Source organism: Neorhizobium sp. BETTINA12A (assembly GCF_023006485.1).
Classification (GTDB): Bacteria; Pseudomonadota; Alphaproteobacteria; order Rhizobiales; family Rhizobiaceae; genus Neorhizobium.
Map to the genome: position 1 here is coordinate 1 of NZ_JALBGW010000017.1, position 14349 is coordinate 14349.

At 60.2% G+C, this 14349-nt stretch carries 18 protein-coding genes and 1 pseudogene; 11 read left to right on the forward strand and 8 right to left on the reverse strand.

All coding sequences use genetic code 11. The features are described 5' to 3' along the window. Positions 1-213 (reverse strand): annotated as a pseudogene (locus MOV61_RS07380) (hypothetical protein); the annotation flags it as partial. 127 nt (positions 214-340) lie between these two features. Between MOV61_RS07380 and MOV61_RS07385 the strand changes: the two are divergent. Continuing rightward, a complete protein-coding gene (locus tag MOV61_RS07385) occupies positions 341-796 on the forward strand; it encodes a carbon monoxide dehydrogenase subunit G (protein ID WP_038539139.1) in 456 nt (151 codons plus the stop codon). A gap of 16 nt (positions 797-812) precedes the next feature. Here MOV61_RS07385 and MOV61_RS07390 read toward each other — a convergent pair whose 3' ends face one another. From MOV61_RS07390 to sppA, 3 genes are all read right to left on the reverse strand, one after another. Continuing rightward, entirely contained in the window at positions 813-1148 is a 336-nt protein-coding gene (locus tag MOV61_RS07390) for a lipopolysaccharide assembly protein LapA domain-containing protein (RefSeq protein ID WP_038539136.1), read from the reverse strand. 102 nt (positions 1149-1250) lie between these two features. Then, positions 1251-1550 (reverse strand): integration host factor subunit beta, encoded by a 300-nt coding sequence (locus tag MOV61_RS07395; RefSeq protein ID WP_007759833.1) that lies wholly within the window; start codon positions 1548-1550, stop codon positions 1251-1253. A 26-nt stretch (positions 1551-1576) separates the two neighbouring features. Then, complete coding sequence (gene sppA, locus MOV61_RS07400) at positions 1577-2533, reverse strand: signal peptide peptidase SppA (RefSeq protein ID WP_247031535.1); 957 nt, start codon at positions 2531-2533, stop codon at positions 1577-1579. A gap of 204 nt (positions 2534-2737) precedes the next feature. Between sppA and lptC the strand changes: the two genes are divergently transcribed. From lptC to ptsN, 6 genes are all read left to right on the forward strand, one after another. After that, on the forward strand, positions 2738-3406 hold the full coding sequence (lptC, locus tag MOV61_RS07405; RefSeq protein WP_247136122.1) for an LPS export ABC transporter periplasmic protein LptC: 669 nt from the start codon (positions 2738-2740) through the stop codon (positions 3404-3406). 12 nt (positions 3407-3418) lie between these two features. Beyond that, complete coding sequence (locus MOV61_RS07410) at positions 3419-3973, forward strand: LptA/OstA family protein (protein WP_038539123.1); 555 nt, start codon at positions 3419-3421, stop codon at positions 3971-3973. A 36-nt stretch (positions 3974-4009) separates the two neighbouring features. After that, complete coding sequence (gene lptB / locus MOV61_RS07415) at positions 4010-4792, forward strand: LPS export ABC transporter ATP-binding protein (protein WP_065814785.1); 783 nt, start codon at positions 4010-4012, stop codon at positions 4790-4792. Between the two features lie 191 nt (positions 4793-4983). Next, positions 4984-6540, forward strand: a complete 1557-nt coding sequence (gene rpoN, locus MOV61_RS07420) for an RNA polymerase factor sigma-54 (protein ID WP_247136123.1) — start codon at positions 4984-4986, stop codon at positions 6538-6540. 248 nt (positions 6541-6788) lie between these two features. Then, on the forward strand, positions 6789-7364 hold the full coding sequence (gene hpf / locus MOV61_RS07425) for a ribosome hibernation-promoting factor, HPF/YfiA family (protein WP_038539113.1): 576 nt from the start codon (positions 6789-6791) through the stop codon (positions 7362-7364). A gap of 77 nt (positions 7365-7441) precedes the next feature. Next, on the forward strand, positions 7442-7906 hold the full coding sequence (gene ptsN / locus MOV61_RS07430; protein WP_038539110.1) for a PTS IIA-like nitrogen regulatory protein PtsN: 465 nt from the start codon (positions 7442-7444) through the stop codon (positions 7904-7906). 202 nt (positions 7907-8108) lie between these two features. Here the strand turns inward: ptsN and grpE are convergent, their stop codons facing one another. Both grpE and hrcA read right to left on the reverse strand, forming a co-directional pair. Further along, entirely contained in the window at positions 8109-8750 is a 642-nt protein-coding gene (grpE, locus tag MOV61_RS07435; protein ID WP_038539107.1) for a nucleotide exchange factor GrpE, read from the reverse strand. Between the two features lie 118 nt (positions 8751-8868). Further along, the gene (gene hrcA / locus MOV61_RS07440; RefSeq protein ID WP_038539103.1) at positions 8869-9948 is read right to left on the reverse strand and encodes a heat-inducible transcriptional repressor HrcA; all 1080 of its coding nucleotides are present in this window, start codon (positions 9946-9948) and stop codon (positions 8869-8871) included. Positions 9949-10124: 176 nt separating this feature from the next. Between hrcA and rph the strand changes: the two genes are divergently transcribed. The 4 genes from rph to hemW are packed head-to-tail and all read left to right on the forward strand — an operon-like array spanning position 10125 to position 13120. Beyond that, complete coding sequence (gene rph / locus MOV61_RS07445) at positions 10125-10841, forward strand: ribonuclease PH (protein ID WP_038539100.1); 717 nt, start codon at positions 10125-10127, stop codon at positions 10839-10841. An 18-nt stretch (positions 10842-10859) separates the two neighbouring features. Beyond that, positions 10860-11267: a VOC family protein gene (locus tag MOV61_RS07450; RefSeq protein WP_038539097.1), complete on the forward strand. Its 408-nt coding sequence runs from the start codon at positions 10860-10862 to the stop codon at positions 11265-11267. Positions 11268-11275: 8 nt separating this feature from the next. Then, entirely contained in the window at positions 11276-11920 is a 645-nt protein-coding gene (rdgB, locus tag MOV61_RS07455; RefSeq protein WP_247136124.1) for an RdgB/HAM1 family non-canonical purine NTP pyrophosphatase, read from the forward strand. A gap of 6 nt (positions 11921-11926) precedes the next feature. Further along, entirely contained in the window at positions 11927-13120 is a 1194-nt protein-coding gene (gene hemW / locus MOV61_RS07460; protein WP_247136125.1) for a radical SAM family heme chaperone HemW, read from the forward strand. A gap of 11 nt (positions 13121-13131) precedes the next feature. Here hemW and MOV61_RS07465 read toward each other — a convergent pair whose 3' ends face one another. Both MOV61_RS07465 and MOV61_RS07470 read right to left on the reverse strand, forming a co-directional pair. After that, positions 13132-13725: a bifunctional 2-polyprenyl-6-hydroxyphenol methylase/3-demethylubiquinol 3-O-methyltransferase UbiG gene (locus MOV61_RS07465; RefSeq protein ID WP_247136126.1), complete on the reverse strand. Its 594-nt coding sequence runs from the start codon at positions 13723-13725 to the stop codon at positions 13132-13134. A 9-nt stretch (positions 13726-13734) separates the two neighbouring features. Further along, positions 13735-14319, reverse strand: coding sequence for a LysE family translocator (locus MOV61_RS07470; RefSeq protein ID WP_244447463.1), 585 nt, complete (start codon positions 14317-14319; stop codon positions 13735-13737). Positions 14320-14349 lie beyond the last annotated feature (30 nt).

A 14349-nucleotide genomic window follows, 5' to 3' on the forward strand; every position in this document is an offset into this window, starting at 1 on the left:
CGCCGGTGCTGCGGCCGGCGCGGGTTTCGCGGCCCTTTCCTGCAGCCGCGGGACCTGCTTGACTGCCGCTGGTTTTGCGGCGGCGTACCCGCGGGAGGACCTGTTGCCGGCCTCGCTCCGGGCTTTTTCACCCGGCCGCCTTTCCTTGTTCTTCAATACGTTCATCCGCTTGGATTTTTGAGACCTGGGCAGCAGATAGCATTTGCCGGCCATTCTTCAAAGCCGGGGAGCCTATGGCGGCGTGTTTTATTGAGGCCCCGGCGTGTCCGCCTTTTGTCCCCCTTGGCAAAGATCATCGCCCTTGCAATAAGTCTAGCAACGGTGGACGGAGGATCATCACATGGATATGGGCGGCGAAGAACGTATTGCAGCACCTCGCGAAGTGGTCTGGGCGGCGTTGAACGATCCGGAAATCCTTCGCCAGTGCATCCCCGGTTGCCAGACGCTCGAACAGAAGTCTCCAACCGAGCTTTCGGCAACCGTCAAGCTGAAGGTCGGTCCGGTCTCGGCGAGCTTTTCCGGCGAGGTGACCCTCTCCGACATCAACCCGCCGGAAAGCTACACGATCTCAGGCGAAGGCAAGGGCGGCATCGCAGGTTTCGCCAAGGGTTCCGCCACTGTCACGCTGGTCGACGACGGCAGCGACACGCTGCTTCGTTACTCCACCAAAGCTCAGGTGGGTGGCAAGATCGCGCAGCTCGGCTCGCGACTGATCGATTCGACATCGCAGAAGCTCGCCGGCCAGTTTTTCGCGGATTTCAACAAGGCCGTCGTAGCCAAAGCCGCGCAAGCCTAATTTACCTTGCCTGAATTCATTTCGAAGGAAGTTGCGCCGAGGCCGGCCGTCCAGCAACGGCAGCCTTGTGCTCGTTCTGCCATCGGACCGCTTCGCGTGCTTCGACGCGAGCCTGTTTGCGATGTTTGCCCTGGCTCCACCAGGTCACGAACGAGCCGATGAACATGCCGATCAGCAAGGCCAGGAACAGAAATAGAAAGAAGGGTGCGCTGACCGCCAACATGCCGTCTTCAGGCCGGAAGGGGTTGAGCGCCAGGGTGACCATCTGGCGATTCGCGACTGCGAGCACGATCAGCACGATGCCGAGCGGCACGAAGACCACGAGCGAGACGATCCTTTTGAACTTATCCATCTGAATCTCCGGCAGCAGACTGTCTGCTGTTTTACCAGCATCTGTTGCAGAATAGGCGCGCTTTGTGGGGTTTCAAGGGCGGCGAAAGCCGCGCCCGAAGGATCAATCCTCTTCGTCGTCGAGACCCGGATTCAGGCGCTCGCGCAATTCCTTGCCTGTCTTGAAGAACGGAACCCATTTCTCCTCGACAAACACGCTCTCACCGGTGCGCGGGTTGCGACCGGACCGTGAGGGACGATTCTTCACCGAAAACGCGCCGAAGCCTCGCAGTTCGACACGATTTCCGCCTGCCAGGGCATCTGTGATCTCGTCGAGCACGGCATTGACGATGTTCTCGACGTCGCGGTGGTAGAGATGCGGATTGCGAGCCGCAACGATCTGCACCAGTTCTGACTTGATCACGGTTGCCCCCTGAAAAGTTTAGATTTTTAACCGCGCCCAACCTGCCAAACGGAGACAAGACCGTCAAGAAACAACTTGTCGGCGCCGAAGATGCGAAGGACGTCGGGAGTGATTGCCTGGCCGAGACCGGAGAGGTTCAACACCTCGCTGATGGCGCTCGCGAGCCAGAAGGACGAGGAAGATTTGCGCTCCTTCCAGTCCACGATCGGCAGGTCCTTCGAGATGCCCCGTGATTCCAGATAGTCGCGGATGTCCTCCTCGCCGCCAAGCTTGTCGACCAGCTTGACGTTGAGTGCCTGGCGACCGGTGAAGATGGTGCCATCCGCGAGCTTCAGCACCTCGTCGCGCGGCATCTTGCGGCGATCGGCAACGAGATCGACGAACCAGGCGTAGCTGTCCATCACCATGCTGCGGATCATCGTTTTGGCTTCCTCGCTCGCGGGATGGAAGGGCGACGGCTCGGCCTTCAGCGGCGCCGACTTGATCTCCTCTAGAGAGACGCCGACCTTCTTCATCACCTCATCGACCTGCGGATATTGGAAGATCACGCCGATCGAACCGGTGATCGAGCTTTCGCCCGCGACGATCTGGTCGCCGGCGGTGGCAATCATATAGCCGGCAGATGCGGCCAGCGTGCGGATATCGGAAACGACCGGCTTCTTTTCGGAAACCTTGCGGATCGCCTTGAAGATGCGTTCGCCGCCATAGGTCGTCCCGCCCGGCGAGGAAATCGAGACGATCAACGCCTTGGCCTGGCTGCTTTCGGCAATCTTGGCGAGGCGCTCCAGCAATTCCTTGTCATCGGTGATCAAACCGGAGATTTCGATGCGGGCGACATGAGGCAAGGCGGATCCGCCGCTCTCGCCGGCAACGGCACGATAGAGCGCAAAACCGATGCCGACCAGGAAAACAAGGGCAACGACCCGCCAGAAACTCAGCTTGCGGCGCAGGGAGCGCCGGTCCGCGATTGCCATTTGATCCATAAATCACCCTTCGAGACGAACCGTCGTTGCTAAATAGGCTCTCTAGCGCGTTTTGCAGCGGCTCACATCACGTTTTTATGTTGCCCATTATTGTTTGTTGATTGAATAAAAACCATATTGGCGGACAAAGCAAAGCTCCTACCGGTTCCATCGGCATTGCCGAGATGGGCATGGAGACGAGCTAGAAGGAACAACCCGGCACTCATGCTGCAGCATATTCGAAAAACGGCAGGCTTTACTGCGGCGCTGGAGCCGCGCGCGGGTGCTTACCAGGCGGCGCTGGCGCATTCCTCGCTCGTGCGTAAACTCAAGATATTGCTGCCGATCCTGGCCGGCGTGATTTCGGCCGCCTTCATCGCTATCTCAATCGTCCGCGCCTACCTGCCGGAAAACCTTTCGATTGAAAACGCGCGGATCGAAAACGGCAAGATAGTCATGGAACGACCGGCGATCTCTGGCCGCAACAAGGACGGCATCAGCTACTCGATGACCGCCAGCCGTGCGCTGCAGGATATCAAGAACTCGAATATGATCACGCTCGAGGACGTCAAGGCCGCCGTACCGGTCAACGACGACGTTATCGCGAGGGTCATCGCGACCGGCGCCGACTTCGACCGCGGCACGGACATGCTCGATCTCAACTCCCCGTTCGATGTCAATCTGAGCAACGGGATCACCGCCCGCTTCAAGTCCGCCCATCTCGATATCAATGCTGGTGTGATGAATTCACCCGAGCACGTCGATATCGCCATGAAAGAAGGCTCTATCGTTGCAGAGTCTTTAAAGATAACGGATAAGGGACATACCATCACCTTCAAAGGCCAGGTTCGCGTCCATCTCGATCCAGCCACCATCCGCAACCAAGGCAAGTAGAGCCCGGCCGTCATGATCAATCGCCGCCTTCTTAAACGCAATGCCGCAGTTCTGATCGCGGCAGGATTTATTTCCTGTCTAGCAGCGACCGCACATGCCCAGACGACCACCAGCCAGATGGAAGGCCTGAAGCTTTCCGGCGACCAACCGATCCAGATCCAGAGTGACCAACTCGAGATCAAGGAGCAGGAAAAGAAGGCCTATTTTACCGGCAACGTCCAGGTCGTGCAGGGCACGACCACGATGAAGGCGGGCAAGATGACGGTTCTTTATACGGGTGAAGGTGGCTCGGTGACCTCGGGCAACGCCAATATCGACAAGATATTCCTCGACGAGACAGTATTCCTGACCTCGGGAACGCAGCAGGCGACCGCCGAGAAGGGCGAGTTCGACATGAAATCCCAGACCTTCGTGCTTTCGGGCAAGCAGGTCGTGCTGTCTGAAGGTCCCAACGTCTTCAAGGGCTGCAAACTCACCGTCCTGATGGAAACCGGCCAGGCCAAGCTTGACGCCTGTGGCGGGCGCGTCGAGATCCTGCTCGATCCGAAATCGCGACCGAAGCAATAATAGACATTTGACGTGAAAATACCGTTCATCACCAGTCTGTCGGCAAGGAAGCCGTCCGCGCCCGAACCCTTCGTCGTACGCGATAAAGCGCGCTACGAGGGCACGCTTGTCGCGCATGGGCTTTCGAAGACCTACGACACGCGTCGCGTCGTCAACGGCGTGTCGCTGGTCGTGCGCCGTGGCGAGGCCGTCGGACTGCTCGGGCCGAACGGCGCGGGCAAAACGACCTGCTTCTACATGATCACCGGCCTGGTGCCGGTGGACGAAGGCATGATTGCGATCAACGGCAACGAAGTCACCCGCATGCCGATGTATCGCCGCGCCCGGTTGGGCGTAGGTTATCTGCCGCAGGAAGCATCGATCTTCCGCGGCCTGACCGTCGAAGAAAACATCCGGGCGGTGCTGGAAGTCCACGAGCCCGACAAGGACAAGCGGGAACGCAAGCTCGACGAACTGCTGGAAGAGTTCCATATCAGCCAGCTTCGGAAAACGGCGGCCGTTGCGCTTTCCGGCGGTGAGCGCCGGCGCCTTGAAATTGCCCGAGCGCTGGCGACCGACCCCGCTTTCATGCTGCTCGACGAACCTTTTGCGGGCGTCGACCCTATTTCGGTTTCCGACATCCAGAACCTCGTGCGCCACTTGACGGCACGCGGGATTGGCGTTCTGATAACGGACCACAACGTCCGCGAGACTTTGGGCCTGATCGACCGGGCCTACATCATCCATGCGGGCGAAGTGCTGACCCACGGCCGGGCGGACGACATTGTCAACAACCCGGACGTCCGCCGCCTCTACCTCGGCGACAAGTTCAGCCTCTAGACGCTGCTCCGGTCGCTGCAGCGCGCCAAAGAAATTTACTTTCCCGCACTGCAGCGCTTGACCAAATCTTTCAAAAAAGCAATTCTTGTGCCAGATGCAAATTTGGCCTTGTGGGGGCTTGGCCGAAAACGAGCGTCCGCCATCCATGACCGGGTGGTTCAAGGGGATTGCACGGGAGTTTCGCGTCCGCCATGGGTTTATCCGCTAATCTTTTCCTACGCCAAACCCAATCGCTGGTGATGACGCCGCAGCTGATGCAATCCATCCAGCTGCTGCAGATGACGCATTTCGAACTCAACCAGTTCATCGCCCAGGAAGTCGAAAAGAACCCGCTGCTCGAAATTACGTCAAACGAGAGCGAAAACGACGCGGAAACAGGCTTCGAAACCGCCGACGACTTTGACCCGACCGAAGGCCGCGAGAGTTCGGCAGTGGCCGAAGTCGATAGCGGCTGGTACGAGGGGTCCTCCTCCATCAGCGCCGAAAGGCTTGGCGAAGGGCTCGACACGGGCTTCGAAAACGTCTTCCCCGACGATGGCCCGGCGCGGCGCGCCGACGCCCCGGAACTGCTCAGCCAATGGAAATCGATGCCGGGCGGCGATGCCGGCGAAGACTACGACCTGGATGATTTCGTCGCCGGCCAGGTGACGCTACGCGATCACCTGAACCAGCAGATCCCCTTCCTGATCGTCGATGCGGCCGACCGCCTGATTGCCCGGCATCTCGTCGATCAGCTGGACGAGGCCGGTTATATGCTCGGCGATATCGAGGAGATCGCCGCCCGCCTCGGCAAAAGCGCCGAGAATGTAGAAGCCATCCTCCGCTCGCTGCAGACGCTCGATCCGCCGGGCGTCTTCGCGCGATCGCTCAGCGAATGTCTGGCAATCCAGCTTCGGGAAAAAGACCGGCTCGACCCGGCCATGGATGCGCTGATCAGACATCTGGATCTGCTGGGCAAACGCGACTTCGCCTCGCTTCGAAAGATCTGCGGCGTCGACGACGAAGACCTCATCGACATGCTGGCAGAAATCCGCTGCCTCAACCCGAAGCCCGGCGCCGGCTTCGAGCGCGGCATGTCTGAGACGATTTCGCCGGATATCGTCGTGCGCGCGGCGCCCGACGGCAGCTGGATGGTCGAGCTCAATCCGGACACCCTCCCGCGCGTCCTAGTAAACCACAGCTATTTCCAGACGGTGTCCAAGCACTGCCCGAAAAACGGGGACGACCACAACTTCCTTTCCGAATGCATGCAGAATGCCAATTGGCTGACGCGCAGCCTCGACCAGCGGGCCAAGACGATCATGAAGGTGGCCGCCGAAATCGTCCGGCAACAGGATGCCTTCCTGATGCACGGCGTCGATCACCTGCGCCCGCTCAACCTCAAGACCGTCGCCGAAGCGATCAAGATGCATGAATCGACGGTCAGCCGCGTAACCTCCAACAAATACATGCTGACGCCGCGGGGGCTGTTCGAACTCAAATATTTCTTCACGGTGTCGATCGGCTCGGCCGAAGAGGGCGGCGACAGCCATTCGGCGGAGGCCGTGCGCCATCGGATTCGCCTGCTGATCGCCCAGGAAACGCCTGAGACGGTGCTCTCCGATGACGATATCGTCGTCAGCCTGAAACGCGGCGGGGTCGAGCTCGCGCGCCGGACCGTCGCGAAGTACCGCGAGGCGATGAACATTCCTTCTTCCGTCCAGCGCCGTCGCGAAAAGCGCGCGATCGCGGGGGTCGCGGCGTTCTGAGATACCGGCGAAACACCCGGGTTTCCACAGGCCTACGTAGAAATCCAAAGGTCCGCTGCCGTTGACATTTAAAACATCGGGCGCTAGAAGCCCGCCGCAACTGCACGGGGCATGGCACGAAACGTATCCCATTATCCAGACAGGCATCGATTGCAGCAATTTGGCCCAGTCGCATGTGAACGGCTTGGATGCGGGGACGGCTTGGCGTAGACTGGAACACGCAAGTCACGACAAGAAGGAAGAACTCCATGAGTGTGCGTGTATCCGGTAAGCATATGGAAATTGGCGATTCGTTCCGTCAAAGGATCGAGGACCAAATCGGAGAAGCGGTTACAAAATACTTCGACGGAGGCTACTCAGGCCAAGTCATCGTGGAAAAGGCTGGTTCGCGCTTTTCTGCCGACTGCAAGGTGCATCTCGATACCGGGATCGTCCTGCATGCGGCTGGCGAGGCGAATGATCCGCAGATCAGTTTCGATGCCGCAGCACAGCGGATCGAAAAACGTCTGCGCCGCTACAAGCGGCGGCTCAAGGATCATCATGCCGGCAACCATGTGAATGGTTATGCGGAAGTTGCCTACACTGTTATGGACAGCGTACCGGATGAAGGGGAGGAAGTGCCCGAGGATTTCGCGCCGACCATCGTCGCGGAAAGTTCGAAGCAGTTGAAGACGATGACGGTCGCAAGTGCCGTCATGGCACTTGATATGACAGACGAGCCTGTTCTTCTGTTCCGTAGCCCCGGCAAGGAACATCTGAACATTGTGTACCGCCGCAATGACGGCAATATTGGCTGGATCGATTCCACCAATATCAAGAACTAACAACTTGGGGAGAGCGTCGGAGACGGCGCTCCCCTTCGCCTAGGGCACAAGCTCTTGCGGCACGAAGGATGAAGAGAATGGCATTGGCAGATTTGCTGCAGCAAGATGCGATTATTCCTGCCCTAAAGGTAAACTCCAAAAAGCAGCTATTGCAGGAGCTGGCGGCCAAGGCTTCCAAGTTGACGGGCGTGAGCGAACGAGAAATCTTCGACATCATCCTGCAGCGCGAGCGGCTCGGTTCCACCGGCGTCGGCCACGGCATCGCCATCCCGCACGGCAAGCTCAACAGCATCTCGTCGATCAAGGGTATTTTCGCGCGCCTTGAAGCGCCGGTCGATTTCGAAGCGCTCGACGACGAGCCGGTCGATCTGGTGTTCCTGCTGCTGGCACCCGAAGGCGCGGGCGCCGATCACCTGAAGGCCCTGTCGCGTATTGCCCGCGTGTTGCGCGACCAGGACCTTGTCGCCAAGCTGCGCAAAACCGATTCCGCTTCGGCGATCTATGCATTCCTCAACGAGGAGCAGGCCAACCACGCCGCCTGACGGCATATGCATTCGTGGGGACGAAACGAACCGCCCGGCCGCTGTCAAAGCGCCGGGCGGTTTTGTTTTTGAGCCGCATTCCGCGGGGATTATGCGTGGAAACTCAACGGATCAGGAACAATCGCCAGTCCAACGAGCAAACACCAACGGGAGTGTCCGGCCTAGAATGAGAAGCAGGCTCATCGCCTGCTCCTCAAAGACTTCAGGCGCTTTTCTCACCGGCGGCTTCTGCAGAGGCTTCCGCCTTCGGTCCACCTTTTGCGACACCGACCATAGCGGGCCGCAGCACGCGTTCACCGATGGTGAAACCAGCCTGGACGACCTGGACGACGGTATTGTTCGGGACAGCAGGGTTCGGGATTTCGAACATCGCCTGGTGGAAGTTCGGGTCGAACTTCTGGCCTTCAGGATCGATCTTCTTCACGCCGTGGCGCTCCAGAGCGGACAGCATCGAGCGTTCAGTCATCTCGACGCCCTCCAGGAGCGTGGTCAGCGAGGCATCTGCCGTGGCGCGCATTTCGGTCGGCACGGCGTCCAGCGCCCGGCGCAGGTTGTCCGAAACGGCGAGCATGTCGCGTGCAAAGCCGGCCGCCGCATAGGACTTAGCGTCCTTGATTTCGCGTTCGGTGCGGCGGCGCAAGTTATCCATCTCAGCGGCAAGCCGCAGGAAGCGGTCGCGCAACTCGTTGTTTTCGGCCTTCAGCAATTCCAGCGGATCAGGTTCGGCGGCAGGCGCCTCGGCATTCTTCTGGTTGGCCGCGTCCTCAAGAGCAGATGCTACGGCTTCCGCGGCGTTCTCCGCGGCAGTTGCGTCAGGTCCGTTCTTGTTGGTTTCGTCGGTCATGACGGTCTCCGGTTATTCTTGACTTCGATTTACGGGCTTGGATTTGTGCCCGATATCGAGGTTTAAGGTGGAAAAATCAAGGCTTGCTGGGAAACTTGGGCCGGTCCGGCCGCAAAATTCAGCGCGACAGCCTGGCAAGCAGCTGCGCGGTGTAATCCACCATCGGCACGATGCGGGAATAATTGAGCCGCGTCGGCCCGATGACACCGACGGCACCGACGATGCGGTCCTCGCCGTCGCGATAAGGCGCCACGATGAGCGACGAGCCGGAAAGCGAAAACAGCTTGTTTTCCGAGCCGATGAAGATCCGGACGCCCGGCCCCTTTTCGGCGAGATCAAGAATCTCGATCAGACTGTCCTTCTTTTCGAGATCATCGAAAAGCAGCCGCAAACGATCGAGATCGGCAACATCCGCCAGGCCTTCGAGCAGATTGGCCCGGCCGCGGACGATCAGTTGGGTCGGCTTTCCTTCCTCGCTGTCGCCGGACCAGACCGCAAGACCGCGCTCGACCAGTTCCTGCGAGAGCGCATAAAGCTCGCCCTGGACTTGGTCCTTGAGGGTCTTCAACTGGCCACGCAGTTCCGGCAGGGTCTGGCCGCTCAGGTGGGCATTGAGGAAATTCGCCGCCTCGGTCAGCTGCGACGAGGTCACGCCGGCGGGCAATTCGATGATGCGGTTTTCGACCTGGTTGTGATCGCCGACCAGCACGGCGAGCGCCTTGGTCGGCTCCAGGCGGATGAACTCGACATGCTTGAGAACCGGATCGCTCTTGGTGGTAATGACGATGCCGGCGCCGCGCGAGACCCCCGACAACATGCGGCTAGCCTCCGCCATCAGGCTTTCCATCGGCTGATCTCGGTCGGCCGGGCGGATCTGCCGGTCGATATTGGCACGTTCCTCGGCCGACAGGTCCCCGACCTGCATGAAGGCGTCAACGAAAAACCGGAGCCCCGACTGGGTCGGCAGGCGCCCGGCGCTGATATGCGGGGAATAGATGAGGCCGAGCTCCTCGAGATCGCTCATCACATTGCGCACCGAAGCCGGCGACAAGGAGATGGGCAGCAGCCGTGAAAGATTGCGGGAACCGAGTGGCTCACCGTTTTCCAGGTAGCTTTCCACGATGCGGCGGAAAATTTCGCGCGAACGGTCATCGAGCACAGAGCCGCTGTCCCTACCCGTCGATGCCGAAAATCCCATCTAGACCTTCACCGTTCCGTTGATCATTCGACAAAATATAGTCATTCGACGCGCCTTCTCCAAAGGGAAAATTGCGCCAGCCAGGATCATTCGCTTGCACACTCATCAGGGCTTTTTCTTTGCAAAAGCTCGGCCGGGGCCTTAGAAGGCGGAAACAGAAATCCAGGGAGTGAAGCATGCGGCCTTCAGGCAGACAGTTGAACCAGATGCGCAAGGTCTCGTTCGAGCGCAATTTCTCCAAGCACGCGGAAGGTTCCTGCCTCGTGAAGTTCGGCGACACGCATGTGCTCTGCACCGCGAGTCTTGAAGAAAAGACGCCGCCGTGGCTGCGCAACAGCGGCAAAGGCTGGGTGACGGCCGAATACGGCATGCTGCCGCGCGCCACCGGCGACCGCATGAAGCGCGAAGCCGCCAGCGGCAAGCAGGGCGGCCGCACCCAGGAAATCCAGCGCCTGATCGGTCGGTCCTTGCGCGCCGTCATCGATCTCGAAGCACTCGGCGAAAAGCAGATCACCATCGACTGCGACGTCATCCAGGCGGATGGCGGCACGCGCACCGCCTCGATCACCGGTGGCTGGATTGCGCTCTACGACTGCCTGAAGTGGATGGAAGCCCGCTCGATGACCAAGGTCGACAAGGTGCTGAAGGACCATGTCGCGGCGATCTCCTGCGGCATCTTTGCCGGCCAGCCGGTAATCGACCTCGACTATATCGAGGATTCGGCTGCCGAGACGGACGCCAATTTCGTCATGACCGGTTCCGGCGGCATCGTCGAGGTGCAGGGTACGGCGGAAGGCAAGCCCTTCAGCCAGGAGGAGTTCCTGAAGCTGCTGGCGCTCGCTCAGGACGGCACCCAGGAACTGGTGGCGATGCAGAAGCAGGCGATTGCCTGAACCTGAAAGAGGTGCGGTTTGATTGAGGGCATTCTCGAAACCGCGCTCTACGCCGATGATCTCGATGCCGCCGAAGCGTTCTACGGCGGCATTCTCGGCCTTGAGAAGGTGCTGCGCGCCGGTACCAGACATGTGTTCTTCCGTTGTGGGCCGGGGATCCTGCTGATCTTCAATCCGGCTGAGACGATCAAGCCACCGCCCGCCGATGCGCTGCCCGTACCGCCACATGGCGCGACGGGACCGGGACATGTCTGCTTTCGCATGACGGGCGACGCGATTGACTTGATCAAGGAAAAGCTCAACAAGGCAGGGATTGCCATCGAAAGCGATTTCCGCTGGCCGAACGGTGCCCGCTCAATCTATTTCCGCGATCCGGCCGGCAACAGCCTGGAATGCGCAGAGCCCAGGCTCTGGAATATCGAATAGGAATTATCATGCGCAAGCTCGATACCAAGACGATCGTGGTCGCCAGCCACAATGCCGGAAAGATCCGCGAAATCGCCGAACTGATCGGCCCCTTCGGTTTCTCGGCCAAATCCGCCGCCGAATTGCAATTCGAAGAGCCGGACGAGACGGGCACGACATTCGAGGAAAATGCCGCGATCAAGGCACTCGCCTCCGCCAGGGCCTCCGGCCTGCCCGCACTGTCTGACGATTCCGGTATTGTCATCGACGCGCTCGACGGCGCGCCGGGTGTCTACACCGCCAACTGGGCGGAACGTGAGGATGGCAGCCGCGATTTTCAGATGGCGATGGAAAAGGTCGAGAAGGCGCTCGAAGAACGCGGCGCGACCAAGCCGGAACAACGCGGTTGCCGCTTTGTCAGCGTTCTCTGTCTCGCATGGCCTGACGGACACACGGAAATGTTCCGGGGCGAAGTGGAAGGCGCCGTAGTGTGGCCGCCGCGCGGCACCCAGGGTTTTGGTTATGACCCGGTCTTCCAACCAGAAGGCTATGATATTACCTTCGGTGAAATGAGTAGTGATCAGAAACACGGCTGGAAACCTGGCGAACCGGAAGCGCTTTCGCATCGCGCCCGCGCCTTCAAGCGTTTCGTCGAAACCTGCCTGGAGGCTTGAGGCATTTTGAACTCGGCCGCTCCTCTTCTGCGCGACACCCTTCTGCCCGATACCGGCGAGCCGGGCTTTGGCGTCTATGTGCATTGGCCATTCTGTGCGGCCAAGTGCCCCTATTGCGACTTCAACAGTCATGTACGCCATCAGCCCGTGGACCAGCCGCGTTTCACCGCCGCCTTCCTGAAGGAGATGGAAGTGATGCGGCGGATGAGCGGGCCGAAAACCGTCACCAGTATTTTCCTCGGCGGCGGCACGCCGTCTCTGATGGACCCCACCACGGTCTCGGCGATCCTCGACGGCATTGCCAGGCATTGGCATGTGCCCGACGGCATCGAGATCACCATGGAGGCCAACCCTTCCAGCGTCGAGGCGACCCGCTTCCGCGGCTATCGCGCTGCCGGGGTCAACCGCGTCTCGCTCGGCGTACAGGCGCTCAACGATCCGGACCTCAAATTCCTCGGTCGGCTGCATGACGTTGCCGATGCGCTGAAGGCCATCAAACTGGCGCGGGAGATCTTTCCGCGCATGTCCTTCGATCTCATCTATGCCCGGCCGAAACAGACGGTCGAGGCCTGGGAAGCGGAGCTGAAGGAAGCGGTTTCCTACGCGGTCGACCATTTGTCGCTCTACCAGCTCACCATCGAGGAAGGCACGCCCTTCTATGGCCTGCACAAGGCCGGCAAGCTGATCGTGCCGGATGACGACCAGTCGGCTGCCCTCTACGAGGCGACCCAACAGATCACCGAGGGGTTCGGCATGCCAGCCTACGAGGTTTCCAACCACGCCCGCCCCGGTGCTGAAAGCCGCCATAACCTGACCTATTGGCGTTACGGCGACTATGCAGGCATCGGACCCGGCGCCCACGGTCGGCTGATGCGTGGCAGAAACAAGATCGCGACCTCCACCGAACGTCGTCCGGAAACCTGGCTGGAACAGGTGGAACGCGTCGGCCACGGGATGCTGGACGAAGAAATCCTTGGCTTCGAAGAACAGGCCGACGAATTGCTGCTGATGGGCCTGCGCCTGCGGGAAGGCGTCGACCTCGCCCGCTGGCAGCAGCTTTCCGGCCGGGACCCCGACCCGATCCGCGAGGAAAGGTTGCTGGAATATGGCTTCATCGAGCGGATCGGCAACTCGCGGCTGCGCTGCACGCCGTCCGGTATGCTGATCCTCGACGCTGTCGTGGCCGATCTCGCCTGCTGAAAACCCGGCGCTTAAGCTTTTACCGCCAGGACATGCAGCCAGTCGGTCGGCTTCTTGTCGTAGCCGCTGCCCTGTACCTCATCGATATCGACGGATGTCCAGGCGAAAGCCCCGTAGGCCGCACTTAGCCAGGCCTTGGACGGGTAATTGTAATAACGCCCGAGGCCGTCATGCCCCTCGGCTTCGCCAGCCTTGAAACTCGCATAGAAGACGCCGCCGGGGCGCAAGGCCTCGTGGATGCGGCCGAGGATGCCGCCGAGTTCCGCCCGTGGTGCATGCAGCAGGCAGGCATTGGCCCATATGCCATCGAAAGCCGAGACCGCGTCGATATCCCCGAAACGGAGCACGCTAACCGGCCTGCCCAGATGTTTGGCGGCTTCCTGCGCCATCTCCGGCGTGCCATCGGTGGGCGTGACGTCGAAACCCCGCGCGATCATGGCCGCGCTATCCCGCCCGCTGCCGCAGCCGAGTTCGAGGATGGCAGCGCCAGGCACAAGTTTCGACAGGAAGCTATCGAGGCGGCGTGTATTTGGTGCGGAGCTCTCCGCGTAAGCCACCGCGTTTTCGCTGTAGAAGCTCGCCGTCGGATCCTTTTCCATGGCCATTCGTGATCCTCAGCGCTGCGACATCAGCAGCTTGGTGCCAAAGCCGACAAAAACCATGCCGACGCCCAGATCGATCTTCTTCTTTGCCTTCAGATAGGCTGCGGCCACCGTCCGGTGAGTGATCAGCGCGACGAGAAAAGAATAATAGATGGTCGAAACGGTGACCATGACCGCGATCGCCGCCAAGCCATAGAGGAAGGGCGTTCCGACCGGCATGGTCGCGGCAAAAAGGCTGGCAACGAACAGCGCCGATTTCGGATTGGCAAGATTAGTCACCAGGCCCATGCGATAGGCGGTCTTGAGCGGCACGTCGATACGCGCCGCCGCTATATCAGCCGACTGGCGCGACTTTCGCGCATCCAGGAATATCTTCAATCCGAGCCAGACAAGATAAAGTCCGCCGACGATCTTCAACGCCACATAGGCGAAAGGTGCCGCCTGGAAGAGGACGTTGATCCCCAGCCACCCGGCAAGACCCCAGCAGAACGTGCCTGTAATGGTCCCCATTGCCGCGAGAATCGGCACGCGACGCGGCGCGGTCAGCGCATAACGCATGACCAGAAGCGTGTTGGGCCCTGGCGTTATGCACGCCACGGCCCAGATCATTGCAACAGAAAGCAGAAA

Bases quoted from the DNA above. Each gene is read 5' to 3' on its own strand.
- MOV61_RS07385 (WP_038539139.1), top strand. From the start codon at position 341: ATGGATATGGGCGGCGAAGAACGTATTGCAGCACCTCGCGAAGTGGTC.
- MOV61_RS07390 (WP_038539136.1), bottom strand. From the start codon at position 1,148: ATGGATAAGTTCAAAAGGATCGTCTCGCTCGTGGTCTTCGTGCCGCTC.
- sppA (WP_247031535.1), bottom strand. From the start codon at position 2,533: ATGGATCAAATGGCAATCGCGGACCGGCGCTCCCTGCGCCGCAAGCTG.
- lptC (WP_247136122.1), top strand. From the start codon at position 2,738: ATGCTGCAGCATATTCGAAAAACGGCAGGCTTTACTGCGGCGCTGGAG.
- MOV61_RS07410 (WP_038539123.1), top strand. From the start codon at position 3,419: ATGATCAATCGCCGCCTTCTTAAACGCAATGCCGCAGTTCTGATCGCG.
- rpoN (WP_247136123.1), top strand. From the start codon at position 4,984: ATGGGTTTATCCGCTAATCTTTTCCTACGCCAAACCCAATCGCTGGTG.
- hpf (WP_038539113.1), top strand. From the start codon at position 6,789: ATGAGTGTGCGTGTATCCGGTAAGCATATGGAAATTGGCGATTCGTTC.
- ptsN (WP_038539110.1), top strand. From the start codon at position 7,442: ATGGCATTGGCAGATTTGCTGCAGCAAGATGCGATTATTCCTGCCCTA.
- grpE (WP_038539107.1), bottom strand. From the start codon at position 8,750: ATGACCGACGAAACCAACAAGAACGGACCTGACGCAACTGCCGCGGAG.
- hrcA (WP_038539103.1), bottom strand. From the start codon at position 9,948: ATGGGATTTTCGGCATCGACGGGTAGGGACAGCGGCTCTGTGCTCGAT.
- rph (WP_038539100.1), top strand. From the start codon at position 10,125: ATGCGGCCTTCAGGCAGACAGTTGAACCAGATGCGCAAGGTCTCGTTC.
- rdgB (WP_247136124.1), top strand. From the start codon at position 11,276: ATGCGCAAGCTCGATACCAAGACGATCGTGGTCGCCAGCCACAATGCC.
- MOV61_RS07465 (WP_247136126.1), bottom strand. From the start codon at position 13,725: ATGGCCATGGAAAAGGATCCGACGGCGAGCTTCTACAGCGAAAACGCG.